Source organism: Corallococcus sp. AB032C (assembly GCF_003668935.1).
Classification (GTDB): domain Bacteria; phylum Myxococcota; class Myxococcia; order Myxococcales; family Myxococcaceae; genus Corallococcus; species Corallococcus exiguus.
This window is the reverse complement of record NZ_RAWP01000171.1, coordinates 1-13,217: the sequence shown is the minus strand read 5'-3', so window position 1 is coordinate 13,217 and position 13,217 is coordinate 1. Positions and strand designations below refer to the sequence as shown.

Below are 13,217 nucleotides of genomic sequence, written 5' to 3'. Positions count from 1 at the left end.
GGGGCGGGGGGCGCCTGCGCCAGGAGTGCGTCGAGGGGGCTCGGGGTCTTCATCGCCGCTCCGCATACACCAACGCGCAGTTGGATGCAGCGCCCGTGGCCGGGTAGAACAGGCCTCCGTCATGCGCCTTCCGCCCCTGAACGTCCTGTTGACCGCCTCCGTCCTCCTGGGGACTTCCAGCGCCTGCATCGTGGAGGCCCCCGGAGGGGCCAGCGACCAGGAGCGCCGCGCGGCCACCGTCGCCCAGGTGCCCCCGCTGTCCATCCGCAGCGGCGCCAACCTGGGCGGCAAGGTGGAGGTGGTGGGCGCGTCCGTGCAGCCGGGCCGCATCCCCGTGGGGGACCAGGCGCGCGTCACCGTCTTCTTCAAGGTGCTCCAGCCGATTGAAGAGGACTACCTCGTCTTCGTGCACCTGGAGGACGCGGACGGGCGCATGGAGCGCCTCAACGTGGACCACAAGCCCGCGGGTGGCCTGTACCCCACCACGCAGTGGAAGGTGGGCGAGACGGTGAAGGACGAGTTCGTCATCGCCCTGCCGCAGGGCGCGTCGCCGCGCGCGGTCAACGTGTGGATGGGGTTGTGGGAGCCGCGCAACGACGCACGGCTGCCCATCACCAACCCGGAGGCGGTGCGCAACGACGGCCGGGGGCGCCTGCTGTTGGCGCAGGTCCCCGTGGGCAAGTAACAGGGAAAAAACCGGAGCGGCCCTGTAAGCCGGGTTCTGTCCCCACCCCTTTCGGGATGGGCGGCGAACATTCATCTAGGGCCCTGGTTGCCCAGGGACCTCATCAGCGAGCAACCCGAACGCATGGGACGGGCCATCCCTGTCCCCTTTCGGGGACGCGCTCCTATTGGCTCTTGCTCCAGGTGGGGTTTACCGTGCCGTCCGAGTCACCCCGGACGCGGTGCGCTCTTACCGCACCGTTTCACCCTTACCCGCCCCCTTGCGGGAACGGGCGGTCTGTTTTCTGTGGCACTTTCCTGCGAGTCGCCTCGACTGGCCGTTAGCCAGCACCCTGCCCTCTGGAGCCCGGACTTTCCTCCCGCCATCCATGCCTGCGATGGCCGGCGTTCACCCGGACCGCTCCGGCACTCTGGGGGATACAACAGCCAGCCCGGGCGGGTCCACCTTCTGGAAGAGGCGCTGTCGTGTAGCCGCTGGCGGGCGGGCGTCCAGGGGCCTGTCGGGTTTCCCCGCGCCTGAGCGTCCCAAAGTCCCCGCGAGCGGCCTTCGTGGGAGGGAGGGGCGGCATGGAAGCGGTCATCTTCACGGGCATCCAGGGGGCGGGGAAGAGCAGCTTCTACCGGGAGCGCCTCTTCACCACGCACGTCCGCCTGAGCCTGGACATGCTCAAGACGCGGCACCGGGAGAAGGTGCTGCTGCGCGCGTGTCTGGAAGCGAAGCAGCCCTTCGCGGTGGACAACACCAACCCCACGGTGGCGGAGCGCTCCCGCTACATCGCGGCCGCGAAGCAGTTCGGCTTCCGCGTGGTGGGGCTCTACTTCCAGTCGAAGGTCGCGGACGCGCTGCTGCGGAATGATCAGCGCCCGGCGGAGCAGCGCGTGCCGCTGGTGGGCGTGCTCGGGACGTACAAGCGATTGCAGGTCCCCAATCCCGAGGAGGGCTTCGACGCGCTTTTCTTCGTCCGGCTGGGGCCAGACGGTTTCACCGTGGAGGAGTGGCAACGTGAAGTTCGATGAGCTGGACGAGAAGATGCGCGTGTTCGAGACCGCGCACGACCTGTGCGTGCTGCCCGGCGTGTTCATGGTGGCGCGCATCGATGGGCGCGGCTTCACGCGGCTGACGAAGGAGGTGCACGCCTTCGAGAGCCCCTTCGACGTGCGCGTGCGCGACCTGATGGTCGCGACGACCGGGCACCTGATGGACTGCGGCTTCCGGGTCGTCTACGGCTACACGCAGAGCGACGAAATCTCGCTGCTCTTCCACCCGGACGAGGACGCCTTCGGGCGCAAGACGCGCAAGCTCAACTCCATCCTCGCGGGGGAGGCGAGCGCGAAGTTCTCGCTGCTCCTGGGAGACCTGGCCGTGTTCGACTGCCGCATCTGCGAGCTGCCGAACGCGGAACTCGTGCGCGACTACTTCCGCTGGCGCAACGAGGACGCGGTCCGGAACGCGCTGAACGCGCACTGCTATTGGAGCCTGCGCCGCGAAGGGAAGAACGTGGCGGAGGCCACGAGCATGCTCACGCGCTTGTCGGTGGCGGAGAAGAACGAACTGCTCTTCCAGCGGGGCGTGAACTTCAACGACGTGCCGAGCTGGCAGAAGCGTGGGACGGGGCTCTACCGGGAGACGTACGCGAAGGAGGCCCGCGACCCGAGGACGGGGGAGACGGTCCTCGCGGAGCGCCGCCGCCTCAAGGTGGATTACGAGCTACCGATGAAGGATGCGTACGGCGCCTTCATCCTGTCGTTGCTGGAGGGTGTGGAGCGATAGTCCCCCGGATGACTTCGACTTCCTTCCGGGTCCGTTCGGGCGTCGCCCTCCTTGTGTTCATGGCGGGCTGTGGAACAGCGAAAGAAGGCACGGCTCCACGCTCCGCTCGCGTGGAGCCCGTGCCCCCGCCTGAGTCGGTGTGGCTGCCGGCCGGGCGCTTCGAGATGGGCTCGCCGGCGGGGGAGCCCGGACGGGATGTGGATGAAGGGCCCCGGACGGAGGTCGCGTTCGAGCGCTTCCAGATGGACGTGACGCCCGTGACGGTGCGGGCCTTCGCGGCGCGACGCGAGCAGGTGCGCGCGAAGGATCCGCAAGCGCGCTGGTGGAGCGACGCGGAGACCCCGGGGGAGTGGCTCGGCCGCTGCAACCTGGACTCCGAGCGCACGGACCATCCCGTGAACTGCGTGGACTGGCGCGCCGCGCGCGCCTACTGCGAGCTCGTGGGCGGTGCACTGCCCACGGAGGCGGAGTGGGAGTACGCCGTGCGTGCCTCCACGGCCTCCGCCTTCTGGTGGGGCGAGTCGTTCGACGCGGAGCACGGGGTCGGCTCGGTGTCGTGCACGTCGCGAGGCTGCCTTGGCGGCACGGCCCCGGTGGTCCACGCCGGGCCGCGATGCAACGGCTGGGGGCTTTGCGACATGGCCGGGAACGTGTGGCAGTGGACCGCCACCGGCTACCAGGAGCGGCTGGGCGAGGACGCGCCTCCAGAACCCGCTGGCGTGCCGGAGAAGCCAGTCCACCGTGGGGGCTCCTGGCTCAATCACATGCCTTCCCTGTTCCGGTCCGCCCACCGGGGCCTCGCCTATCCAAAGAACGGCCTGACGGGGGTGGGGTTCCGCTGCGTGCACCGGCCCTGAGCGACGCGGCGTCGGGGGGCGGAGTCACTTGGGGTGTCGGGGAGCCAGTCTTTCCCGCTTGGTCCGTATGTCCTGGAGGGCGGTGGCCCACGGGGTCGTGAGGCGCTGTCCTACCCGGGGCGGGGGATTGCGCGTGTTCACCCGGCTGCCGCAGGATTCGCGCGCACGCGCCCGGGTGCCTTCGCGGCACGGCGCGACGGTTTCGAGGGGGAAGCACATGGTCATTTTCGGTTCGAGGCTCTACGGCAAGGTCGATGAGATTCCTGGCCTGGGCTACGTGGCGACGAAGTTCGGTCACATCAACTTCGTGCCGCTCATTCCGCTGGAGGGCTGGCTCGTCGTGGCGGAGGAGGGCAATGGCTGGCGAGGGCAGGCCATCTCCATGAGCGGCAAGTCCGTGCTCGTGGCGTGGGCGCGCATGCTGTTCATCGTCGCGGGGCTCATCTCGCTCGTCGTCGGCCTCGTCGCCTTCGGGGATCACGACCAAGCGGACGCCATCGTCCCGGGCGTGCTTGTGCTGTCCTGCATCGGGGGGCTCATCGCTTCGTACAAGTGGAAGTGGGTGACCCACGCGTCGCCGGAGCGCGCGCTGGAGATCGCCCAGGAGGCGGGAATCAGCTTGGAGGGAATCGCGCAGCTGCGCAGCCTGTACGCCGCTCCGAAGGACTCCCCTGTCGCCGCGCCCGCGCAGCCGTGGACGCCGCCGGAGTCCTAGTCCGCCGCTCGCGGTCCTTTGCCGAAAGGCCCTGGGTTCACCTCACATGAGTCACGTCGTTGGCATTGATCTGGGCACCACGCACTCCCTGGTGGCCGCGCTCGACAGCGCGGGCCGTCCCAACCTCCTGACCAACCGGTTGGGGCAGCGCCTCACTCCGTCGGTGGTGGGGCTGGACGCGGAGGGCCGGCTCCACGTGGGCGAGTCCGCGCGAGCGCAGTTGCTCGTGCATCCGGAGCGCACCATCGCGGAGGTGAAGCGGCGCATGGGCCGCGACCTGCCGGTGATGCTCGGGGACCGGCGCTACAGCCCCACGGAGATCTCCGCGCTCATCCTGCGTGCGCTGCGCGAGGACGCGGAGCGGGCGCTGGGCGGCGCGGTGACGGAGGCCGTGGTCACGGTGCCCGCCTACTTCAGCGATGCGCAGCGACAGGCGACCAAGGACGCGGGAGAACTGGCGGGGCTCAAGGTGGAGCGGCTGCTCAACGAGCCCACCGCCGCGGCGCTCGCGTACGGCGTGAACCACCTGGACGCCGAGCAGTACGTGCTGGTGTACGACCTGGGCGGCGGCACGTTCGACGTGTCGGTGCTGGAGATGTTCCAGGGCGTGCTGGACGTGAAGGCCTCCGCGGGCAACAACCAGCTGGGAGGCAGTGACTTCGACCAGGTGCTGGCCGCGTGGCTGGGCGCGGAGTTCGAGCGCGCCCACGGCGTGTCGCTGGCCGGGAACCTATCCGCGCAGGTGCGGCTCAAGGCCGCGGCGGAGGCCGCGAAGATCGCGCTCACGTCCGTGGAGGCCACGCCGGTCATCGTGCCGTTCCTGGCGCCGGGCCGGGGCGGCACGCCCGCGTCGCTGGAGGTGGAGGTGACGCGCGCGAGGTTCGAGGCGCTGATCACCGACCTGGTGCGCTCCACGCTCGAGCCGATGGAGGGCGCGCTGAAGGACGCGAAGCTTGCGAAGAAGTCCATCGCGGAGGTGGTGCTGGTGGGTGGCAGCTCGCGCGTGCCGCTGGTGCGCCGGCTGGTCGCCGAATACTTCGGGCGCGAGCCTCGCGACGGCGTGCACCCCGACGAGGCGGTGGCGCTGGGCGCCGCGCTGCAGGCAGGGCTGAAGACGGGCGCGGTGAGCGCCGCGCACGGCATCATGATCACCGACGTGTGTCCCTTCACGCTGGGCGTGGAGGTGCAGGCGTCGGTGGGGCGCGAGCGGGTGGGCGGAGTCTTCTCGCCGCTCATCCCGCGCAACACGACGGTGCCGGTGTCGCGCACGGAGACCTTCGCCACGACGGCGGACGGGCAGCGCGCGGTGGAGATCCGCGTGTTCCAGGGCGAGGCCCGGCTGGTGAAGGACAACCTGCTGCTGGACGCGTACACGGTGGAGGGCGTGCCGCCCGGGCGCGCGGGGTCGGAGAAGGTCGCGGTCACGTTCACGTACGACATCAACGGCATCCTCGACGTGACGACGCGGGTGGTCTCCACGGGCAAGGAGGCCACGCTGGTGGTGGACAAGCGCTCGCAGCGCCTGGGGCCGGAGCAGCGGCTGGAGGCGAAGGAGCGATTGGCTCGCGAGTGGGGCGCGGCCCCTGTGCCGGCAACGCCGTCGTCCGCACCCGTGTCCGTGGCTCCGCCCGCGGTGTCTCCGGATGCCGACGCGGACGCATTGTTGAACGCGGCGACCGAACGGATCGCGACCGCGCCAGCGAGCGTGCGTCCCCGGCTGGAGTCGCTGTGCAATGCCTTGCGTGAGGCCCGTGCGAAGGGTGACCGGGGGGCCGCGGCCCGCCTGGACGCAGAGCTCACGGACCTGCTGTTCGACCTGGGTTGAGAGAGCACGTGCAGCGGACCGAACTTCAGCGCCGGGTGGTGCAACGCTCCAACGGCTCGCGCGGGTTCGTGGCCGAGACTCATCGGGAGCGCGCATGCTCCTGACCGAGCTCAAGCGTGCGGTGGTACTGCGTCCGTCCGACCCCTCCGCGCGGTTGGCATTGTCCGAAGCGCTCTTCCAGGAGCGCGACTTTAGCGGGGCCGCGGAGCACGCGCGCAAGGCCTTGGACCTGGGCGGAGGTGGGCCCGCGCGCCGTCTCCTGTGCGGCGCATGGGCGCGCGACGGCAAGCGGGCAGAAGCGCTGAAGATGTTGCAGACGTCCGTTCGCGAAGCGCCTCGCGATGCGTCCCTGCGCGCGGAGTTGATCACGTTCCTGGAGGAGGAGCGGCCGGACGACGCGCTCGTGCATGCGTTCGAGGCCACCGAAGCCGCGCCCGGTGAACTGGAGGCCTGGCGCGCCGTCATCCGTCTGTGCGAGCGCACGAACCGGCCTTCCGAAGCCATGCCCGCGCTCAAGCGGGCCCGGCTCCTTGCTCCGGAGGATCCACGCCTCGCGGAGTCGGTGCTGGGGGCTCGCGCGGCGCTCGGGCTTCCGGCGACCACCGCCATGCTGGACGCGCCTCCCCTGGAGCAGGCGACCCAGGCGCTCAAGCTGCCCACGGCGCGTGCCGCGCTCTCCGAGGCGAAGCTCGACGCAGCCGTCGAAGCGCTCTCCCGGGGCTCGTTCGCGGAGGTGAAGCGGCAGCTCGTCATCGCACCCGCGGCGACCCGGACCCGCGCCGCCGCGGCCCTGCTTCGCGCGGAGTTGCTGTGGCTGGAGGGACGTCCCGCCGCCCAGGTCGAAGAGGCCCGTCGCGCCGTGCTCGACATGGCGGGGGCACCGGGGGCCGCGGCGCTGCGTCTGGGAGACCTTCGGCTCGAAGCCGGAGCGCTGGACGACGCGCGCGAGCTCTATGCCCGCGCGGCCGCGAACGGAGAGTCCCTGGCGGCGGCGGGCCGCGAGGCCGAAATCGCTGAACGTCGCCGTCTGCTGGCGCGTGACCTGCCCGCGGTCGGGCGCGTGGGCGTGCTCGGCTGGCATCCGGGGGGCGGGCATGTCTCGCCGCTGGAGGCGATCGCGGTGCCCGGGCGCGGCGTGCTGCGGTGCAGTGGCCACGTGGGGCCCGAAGGCCAGGAGGCCGCGGACGTGGCCTTCAGCGTGGTGCGTGCCCGCGCTCCCGCGCTGAGCCTGGGAACGCTCACGACCCGCTACGACCTGCATCTGCACTACACCGACACGGAGGTCGGCAAGGACGGCCTGTCGTCCGGGCTCGCGCTCTCGCTGGCGGGCCTCTCCGCGTACACACAGCGCCCGTTGCCCGCGCGGCTGGCCGTGACGGGTGAATTGACGCTGAACGGTGAAGTGCGGCGGGTGGGCGGCGTGCACGAGAAGTTGGTGGCCGCGTACCTCGAAGGCATGCGCGTGGTGCTGCACCCGCGCCGCAACCTGGACGACGTGGCGGCGCTGCCGCCCGAAGTGTCCGGACGCCTGCGATTGATCGCGGTGGACAGCTTGGATGAGGCGTGGCGGCTCGTGAACGCGGCCGCGAACACGCCAGGACTGGAGCGACGGTGAACAACGAGGCCCGCCAGAACCCCTACGAGGTGCTGGGCGTCGAGAAGGACGCGGACGCCCGCGCCATCAAGAAGGCGTACTTCGAGCGCGTCCGGCAGAACCCGCCGGAGACGCATCCGGAGGAGTTCCGCCGTCTGCGCGAAGCGTACGAGCTGCTCAACGACCCCGAGGCACGCCAGGCCTTCGACGCCAGCGCCGCGCAACAGGCGGATGGCCCGGAGGCGGAGAAGAACGCCGCGCTCCAGGAGGCCATCAACCTGTTCGAGGCAGGTGACAAGGTCGGTGGCCGGAGGCTCCTCACCGAGCTGCTCAACGAACAGCCGGACTTCCACGACGCGCGGATCCTGCTGGGCCGTCACTTCCTCTACGAGGGTGACGCCAAGGAGGCGCTGGCGGAGTTCGACGCCCTGCTCGCGCGGGCACCGGACTCCTGGCAGGGGCACCTGCAACGGGGCTGGGCGTTGCTCCGGCTGGAGCAGATGAAGGAAGCCGCGGATGCCTTCTGGCGCGCGGGCAAGCACGGCCCGTCGGAGGTGGGCCCGCGCGTGGCGCTGGCGGACTGCCTGGAGGCGATGGGGCAGGTGGCGGACGCGCTCAAGGTGCTGGAGCAGGCGCAGTCGCTGCCCGCCATCTCACGGATGGACGTGCTCGCCCTCAAGGTGCGGCGCATCGCGACGATGCTGGAGTTCGGCCAGGACTCCAACGCCACGAAGGAGTTGGAGCGGCTCGACGCCGAGCTGCCAGAGGACGCGGACCCCGAGCTGCGCCGATGGACTGGAGGCCAGCTCTCCTCGGCCGCCGCGCATCTCTTCGCCCAGCAGAAGTCCAAGGGCGCGAACCAGCTGCTCGCGTTTGGCCGGCGCTTCAACCCGGAGAGCGCCACCGAGGTCGCATATCCGACGCGCGTCACGGTGGAGGTGGACGCACTCCCTGCCGTCACCCGTGAATGGCTGCATTTGGAGGCCGAGCGCATCGGCGGCTGGCGCGTCCTGACGACCTGGGTGATGCCGGCCCTCTTCACGTTGGTGTGCGCCACGGCCTTGTGCTTCCTGCTGGCGTTCCTCTTCCTGGGAACCAACGAGCGCGGTGTCTGGGATTGGGTGGGGTGGGCGGCCATCGCGGCGCTCGGTTCCGGCGCCATGTATTTCCAGGCCCGCTACCTCCTGCGGGTGATGGCGAGCCCCTACGGGCGCTTCAACACCATCCATCCCCTGCATCTGATCCAGGTGGCCATCGACCGCATCACCGTGTGGCCGCTCGTGCACCTGCAGGACCTGCAACTGGTGAATCACCAGACCAACGGCGTCTACCAGCACACCAACATCCAACTGCGCTTCAGTGACAAGCGCATGGTCCTGACCGTGCGGGGCAAGGACAAGGCGGAGTCACTGGCCCAGGAGCTCATCGCCCGTCGCCGCCGTGTGCTGGAGTTGCTCGGCCGGGGAATGCTGGACGCGGAGAGCGGCGTGGAGCACCTGCCTCCGGCGTTGCTGTCGAGCGCGGACAAGCAAGGCCACGTGCGAGCACCGAACACGCCTTCTCCCTGGCCCGGTGTATTCGCCGCCGCGGGGATCGGCGTGTTGCTCGTGGGCGGGGCCGTGTGGCCGCAGAATCGGTTGTCCGCGGAGCACGCCTGGATGCGAGTCGCGTCGCGTGAGGACCTGAGCCCCATGCTCGAGTACCTGCGCGAGCAGCCCGACCCTCGCTTCGTCCCCCAGCTCCAGGCCCGGGTGGACGCGGAGCTGGGCAAGGCGCGGACACGGATGGAGTCCCGATTGGATCCAGGCAGCGCCGCCGCGCCGTCCCGCGCGCTCTTCACGGCGTTGCTGGACGCCGTCTCTCGCAACCACAGCCGCCGCGTCACCGTGACGTGGGAGGCGCCCGCCGGGACGCGGACGCCGGAGCGGGATGACCCTTCGGACTTGATCGTGCACGCATGGCAACGGACGGTGGATGAAGCGCTGGGGCAGGGCGTCCTCGTCGTGGACGGAGGTCGGGGGCTGCCGGGTGACGGGCCGCCGGTGCTCACCCTGCGTGTGCGGGAGGCGTCGAAGCCCGGCCCGGGAGGCGCATCATCGCAGCGGGTCTGGTCGGTGACCCAGGAAGGGCTCGGGGCGGACGTGCCGGCTCCGCCGCTGGAGCTCGTGGCCGACGCGGCGGATCCGCGTGCCTTGGAGGTCCTCTTCCACGCGTGGGTGGACCGTTGGCAGCTGCCCGGTGCGGGCGACCGCCGCCCGTTGTTGCTCACCGCTTCGACGCTCGCCCAGGAGGCCCGGCCGTGAGTGCTCCTTCGACTTCTCCCCGCCAGGGCATGCTGCTGCTCGGTGGAATCGGTGTCTGTGCGCTCGCCATCGTGGGCGCGGTCCGGTCCCTCGACACGCATGAGCAGGTGCTCTTCATCAACGCGTTGGACACCTCGGTCACGGTCACCGCGGGCGGCGAGCAGTTTTCGCTAGGGGCGAATGATCATCGGGTGCGCCCGATGGCCGTCGGGCCGTTGGACGTGGACGTGCGCAGCGGGGAGGCCACGCTGGCCCACGAGACGGTGTACGTGACCGACGAGGGTGGCCTCTTCGTCTACAACCTGCTGGGCGCCTCTCCGCTCTACATGGCGACGGTCCGCTACTCGCGGGACGACGCTCCTGGCACCACCGCGCCTGAGTCCGCGCCACTGGTCCTCGCGGGCACGCCCTTCCTGCGGGCGGGACACATCGACTACGTGCTCACCGAACCTCCCAAGCGTCTCTCGATGCGCAAGGAGGATGGCCGCTCCACCACGCGCATGCATCTGGGCCAGGTGCCGGGGGGCTGGGCCACGAGCTACGGCTGGCTGATGACGAACCACCACACGGCCAAGGCCGCGCGCCTGGCGGAAGAGCTCGCGCGGGCGCTGCCGGAGACACCGGGCGCGCAGAACGCCGCCGTTGTCGCGAGGATGGTGCTCGCGCGTGAGGAAGGGCTCCTCGCGTCGCTCGCCGCCACGCGGGAGCGGCGTGACGCGCAGCCGGACGACTCGGACGCCCAGCGGGCGTGGATGTACAACATGCGTCGCGCCGGGCGGACTGATGAGGTTCGCGCGTACTACCAGACCGGGGTGGAACGCGATCCCGCCTCCCTGGTCATGGCCGTGATGCTCGCGCGCGTCGAGCCCGAGCCCGCGGGGACCACGCGGCTGGAGGCGCTGGTGCGCAGTCATCCTGGGGAGCTGCTTCCCCGCCGGGCGCTGGCGGTGCGGTATGCACGTCAGCAGCGCTGGGCGGATGCGCTCCCGCTGTTGGATGCAATCGAGCAGGGGGACCCGGACTATTCGCGCTACCAGGACACGCATGCCGAAGTGCTGGTGGCCCTGGGCCGCCGCGCGGAGGCGGCGCGCAGGCTGTCGGAGCGCCTGCTCAAGGCCGGCGCGGAGGAGGAGTTACCGGACCTGGATGACGTGCTGCTCTACGCGAAGCTCGCCGGACACGCGTCACAGGTCGGCAAGGAGAGCGCAGCGATGCGGCAACTCGTCGCGTGGGCCCAGAAGGACCAGCCGGAGGGCCTGGTGACCCGGTGGCTCTCGGCCTCGCTGGGACAGCCTCCGGATGCCGAGGCGCCGAGCAGCGCGCAGGATGGTTCGGTCGAGACCGCGGCGCGGCTGATGCTGGCGCTCGCCGAGGAGCCAGAGTTCGCCGCGCGGGCTTCCACGCACGTCGACTTCTTCGGCTTCCGCCATATCGGCTCAGAGGCGGGCATGTTGCTGGCGGCGGAGTTCGAAAGGCTCGGGGACGCCGCGCTCGCGGCGAGGACGCTCGACATCTCCGGCGTGGACCTGGGCTACGGCGAGTTGCAGGACGTGCTGCGCGGCAAACTGCCCGTGGAGTCGCTGACGGCGACGCTGGACTGGGGCGAGCGCGCCGCGCTCCATCTGGTCCTCGCGCGCCAACAGGATGCGCGGGGCCAGGACTCCAAGGCGGCGTATGCACGGGTGAAGAAGGAAGTGCTGCTGCCCGGCGCGGTCAGCATCGCGCTCGAGCACTGGACACGCCCCAAGCCGTCCGGCGCCGTGGCCGGGGACTCGGTGCCTTGACGCGGGCTACATCCGCTCGTCGATGGCCCGGTTGCTCATCTCGTCCGCCTCCGCGTTCTGCGCGCGGGGGACGTGGGCGAGCTTCACCTTGCCGAAGGTGGCCAGCAGCTTCTGTGCCTCCTGGAACAAGGGCTTCAGCGTGGGGCTCTTCACCTGGTATTTCCCACCCAGCTGACGGATGAGCAGCTCGCTGTCCGCGAACACCTCCACCTCGCGGGCGCCCAGGCTCTTCGCGTGCTGCAGGCCGATGAGCAGGCCCATGTACTCGGCGTAGTTGTTCGTCTGGTGCCCCAGGAACTTGCCCAGGCGCGCCACCACCGCGCCCTCGGCGTTCGTCAGCACCGCTCCCGCGCCGGCAGGGCCCGGGTTGCCTCGCGCCGCTCCGTCCGAATAGACGCGCACGCGGTTCAGCGCTCCACCCGCGGCGGGCGTCACGATTTCGATGCCTGACGTGGTGGACTCGGGCGCCGTCCGCGGGGCGGGCTCTGACGCAGGTGCCCCGGCGTCGCGCGGACCGCCGCCCAGCTGGTCGGCGGCTTCGTCCAACAGCTGGCCCAGGTGCTCGCGGGTGAGCCCGCGAAAGGCGCGCACCGTCGCCGTCAACGGCTCCTCACGGGCGATGTGACGGAGGACGTCGACGAGCGAAGGGGTCGGCATGGGGAAGGGGACCGAAGTGATGCGCCGCCGCTACTTCTCGGCGGTGTCCTTCGGCTCGTTCAGCGCTTCCACGGCGAAGATGATGCGGTTGCACGAGGGGCACACGTCGGTGCCCAGCGAGGTGCGCAGCATGTTGTACATCTGCGGGGGCAGGTTCATGTTGCAGCCCTGGCAGGTGCCGGCCACCACGCCCACCATCGCGGGCAGCTTCTTCTTGCGGATGACCTCGTAGCGGCGGAGCAGGTTGGCATCCACGTTCGCGGCGACTTCCGCGCGGCGCCCCTCCAGCCCCTTCACCTGGGACTCGGATTCGCCCAGCTTCCCGCGCAGGTCCGTCATCCGGCCCGACAGGCCCTGCTGCTTGGTGGCGTATTCCGCCTCCTTGCCCTTGATGCCCTCGCGAGCCTGGCCCAGCTCCTTCACCTTCTCAGTCAGTGCCTCGGACTGGGTGAGGATGCCCTTCTTCGCGATGTCGATTTCGCGAGCGAGCGCCGAGTACTCACGCGTGGAGCGCTGGTCGGACAGGCGCGCTTCCCACTTCTTCACCTTGTCCTTCTCGTCCGTGATGTTCTGCTCGAGCAAGGCCTTCTGCTTCTCGAGGTCGGCGACGCGTGTCCGCTCGGCCTCGATGCCATTGCGCGCGACCCCCAGCTCCCGCTCCAGCTCGGAAATCTGGCGGGGATGCACGTCCGCCGCCTTTCGGAGCGAGGCGACCTCGAGGTCAACCTTCTGCAGCTCCGCCAAGGCCTTCAGTTTCTCCCGCAAGTTGCTGCCTCCCACACGGCCGCACCGACGCGCGGCTCGGCTCTTGTACCAACAAGGGTGCTGGGGTTCCAACGCGTAATTGGGGAAGCCTCCATCCCCGTGTTCGCCGCCTGCCTCTTGAGCGTTTGAATCCGCTTCACGCACCCGTTAGACCGGGCGCGTGTCCAGCCTCCGCCTCCGCCCCCTCCTGGCCCCCGCGCTCCTCCTCGCCGCCGCGGCCTGCCGCGAATCGCCGCCTCCGCCGGCTCCTCCGGCCACGCCC

The 13,217-nt window shown here is 70.3% G+C and carries 11 protein-coding genes and 1 other RNA gene; 9 read left to right on the top strand and 3 right to left on the bottom strand.

What is annotated here, in order from left to right; translation table 11 throughout:
• The first annotated feature begins 121 nt into the window (after window positions 1–121).
• The gene (locus D7X99_RS39640) at window positions 122–685 is read left to right on the top strand and encodes a hypothetical protein (protein ID WP_120579711.1); all 564 of its coding nucleotides are present in this window, start codon (window positions 122–124) and stop codon (window positions 683–685) included.
• Window positions 686–694: 9 nt separating this feature from the next.
• On the opposite strand, the gene rnpB is transcribed toward D7X99_RS39640, so the two are convergent.
• Window positions 695–1,088: RNase P RNA component class A (gene rnpB, locus D7X99_RS39635), an RNA gene on the bottom strand.
• A 163-nt stretch (window positions 1,089–1,251) separates the two neighbouring features.
• Between rnpB and D7X99_RS39630 the strand changes: the two genes are divergently transcribed.
• The 8 genes from D7X99_RS39630 to D7X99_RS39595 all read left to right on the top strand — a co-directional run bounded on the left by D7X99_RS39630 (window position 1,252) and on the right by D7X99_RS39595 (window position 11,533).
• Window positions 1,252–1,701 carry an AAA family ATPase gene (locus D7X99_RS39630; protein ID WP_121782278.1) on the top strand — a complete coding sequence of 150 codons (450 nt, stop codon included), beginning with the start codon at window positions 1,252–1,254 and terminating at the stop codon, window positions 1,699–1,701.
• Window positions 1,688–2,455: a tRNA(His) guanylyltransferase Thg1 family protein gene (locus tag D7X99_RS39625; protein ID WP_121782277.1), complete on the top strand. Its 768-nt coding sequence runs from the start codon at window positions 1,688–1,690 to the stop codon at window positions 2,453–2,455. Before D7X99_RS39630 ends, D7X99_RS39625 begins: the two co-directional genes overlap by 14 nt.
• A 119-nt stretch (window positions 2,456–2,574) precedes the next feature.
• A complete protein-coding gene (locus D7X99_RS39620) occupies window positions 2,575–3,312 on the top strand; it encodes an SUMF1/EgtB/PvdO family nonheme iron enzyme (RefSeq protein WP_158627146.1) in 738 nt (245 codons plus the stop codon).
• A 217-nt stretch (window positions 3,313–3,529) separates the two neighbouring features.
• A complete protein-coding gene (locus tag D7X99_RS39615) occupies window positions 3,530–4,027 on the top strand; it encodes a hypothetical protein (protein WP_121782275.1) in 498 nt (165 codons plus the stop codon).
• A gap of 46 nt (window positions 4,028–4,073) precedes the next feature.
• Window positions 4,074–5,852 (top strand): Hsp70 family protein, encoded by a 1,779-nt coding sequence (locus D7X99_RS39610; protein WP_121782274.1) that lies wholly within the window; start codon window positions 4,074–4,076, stop codon window positions 5,850–5,852.
• Window positions 5,853–5,946: 94 nt separating this feature from the next.
• Complete coding sequence (locus tag D7X99_RS39605; RefSeq protein WP_121782273.1) at window positions 5,947–7,467, top strand: S16 family serine protease; 1,521 nt, start codon at window positions 5,947–5,949, stop codon at window positions 7,465–7,467.
• The gene (locus tag D7X99_RS39600) at window positions 7,416–9,749 is read left to right on the top strand and encodes a DnaJ domain-containing protein (protein ID WP_233614121.1); all 2,334 of its coding nucleotides are present in this window, start codon (window positions 7,416–7,418) and stop codon (window positions 9,747–9,749) included. The genes D7X99_RS39605 and D7X99_RS39600 overlap by 52 nt, the downstream gene beginning before the upstream one ends.
• On the top strand, window positions 9,746–11,533 hold the full coding sequence (locus D7X99_RS39595; protein WP_147476397.1) for a lipopolysaccharide assembly protein LapB: 1,788 nt from the start codon (window positions 9,746–9,748) through the stop codon (window positions 11,531–11,533). Before D7X99_RS39600 ends, D7X99_RS39595 begins: the two co-directional genes overlap by 4 nt.
• A 6-nt stretch (window positions 11,534–11,539) precedes the next feature.
• On the opposite strand, the gene D7X99_RS39590 is transcribed toward D7X99_RS39595, so the two are convergent.
• Window positions 11,540–12,190, bottom strand: coding sequence for a ribonuclease HI family protein (locus D7X99_RS39590; protein ID WP_121782270.1), 651 nt, complete (start codon window positions 12,188–12,190; stop codon window positions 11,540–11,542).
• A 30-nt stretch (window positions 12,191–12,220) separates the two neighbouring features.
• Window positions 12,221–12,955 (bottom strand): zinc ribbon domain-containing protein, encoded by a 735-nt coding sequence (locus D7X99_RS39585; protein WP_120581532.1) that lies wholly within the window; start codon window positions 12,953–12,955, stop codon window positions 12,221–12,223.
• Between the last annotated feature and the right edge of the window lie 262 nt (window positions 12,956–13,217).

Coding starts and splice junctions, on each gene's coding strand:
- D7X99_RS39615 (WP_121782275.1), top strand. CDS start 3,530: ATGGTCATTTTCGGTTCGAGGCTCTACGGCAAGGTCGATGAGATTCCT.
- D7X99_RS39590 (WP_121782270.1), bottom strand. CDS start 12,190: ATGCCGACCCCTTCGCTCGTCGACGTCCTCCGTCACATCGCCCGTGAG.
- D7X99_RS39610 (WP_121782274.1), top strand. CDS start 4,074: ATGAGTCACGTCGTTGGCATTGATCTGGGCACCACGCACTCCCTGGTG.
- D7X99_RS39640 (WP_120579711.1), top strand. CDS start 122: ATGCGCCTTCCGCCCCTGAACGTCCTGTTGACCGCCTCCGTCCTCCTG.
- D7X99_RS39630 (WP_121782278.1), top strand. CDS start 1,252: ATGGAAGCGGTCATCTTCACGGGCATCCAGGGGGCGGGGAAGAGCAGC.
- D7X99_RS39605 (WP_121782273.1), top strand. CDS start 5,947: ATGCTCCTGACCGAGCTCAAGCGTGCGGTGGTACTGCGTCCGTCCGAC.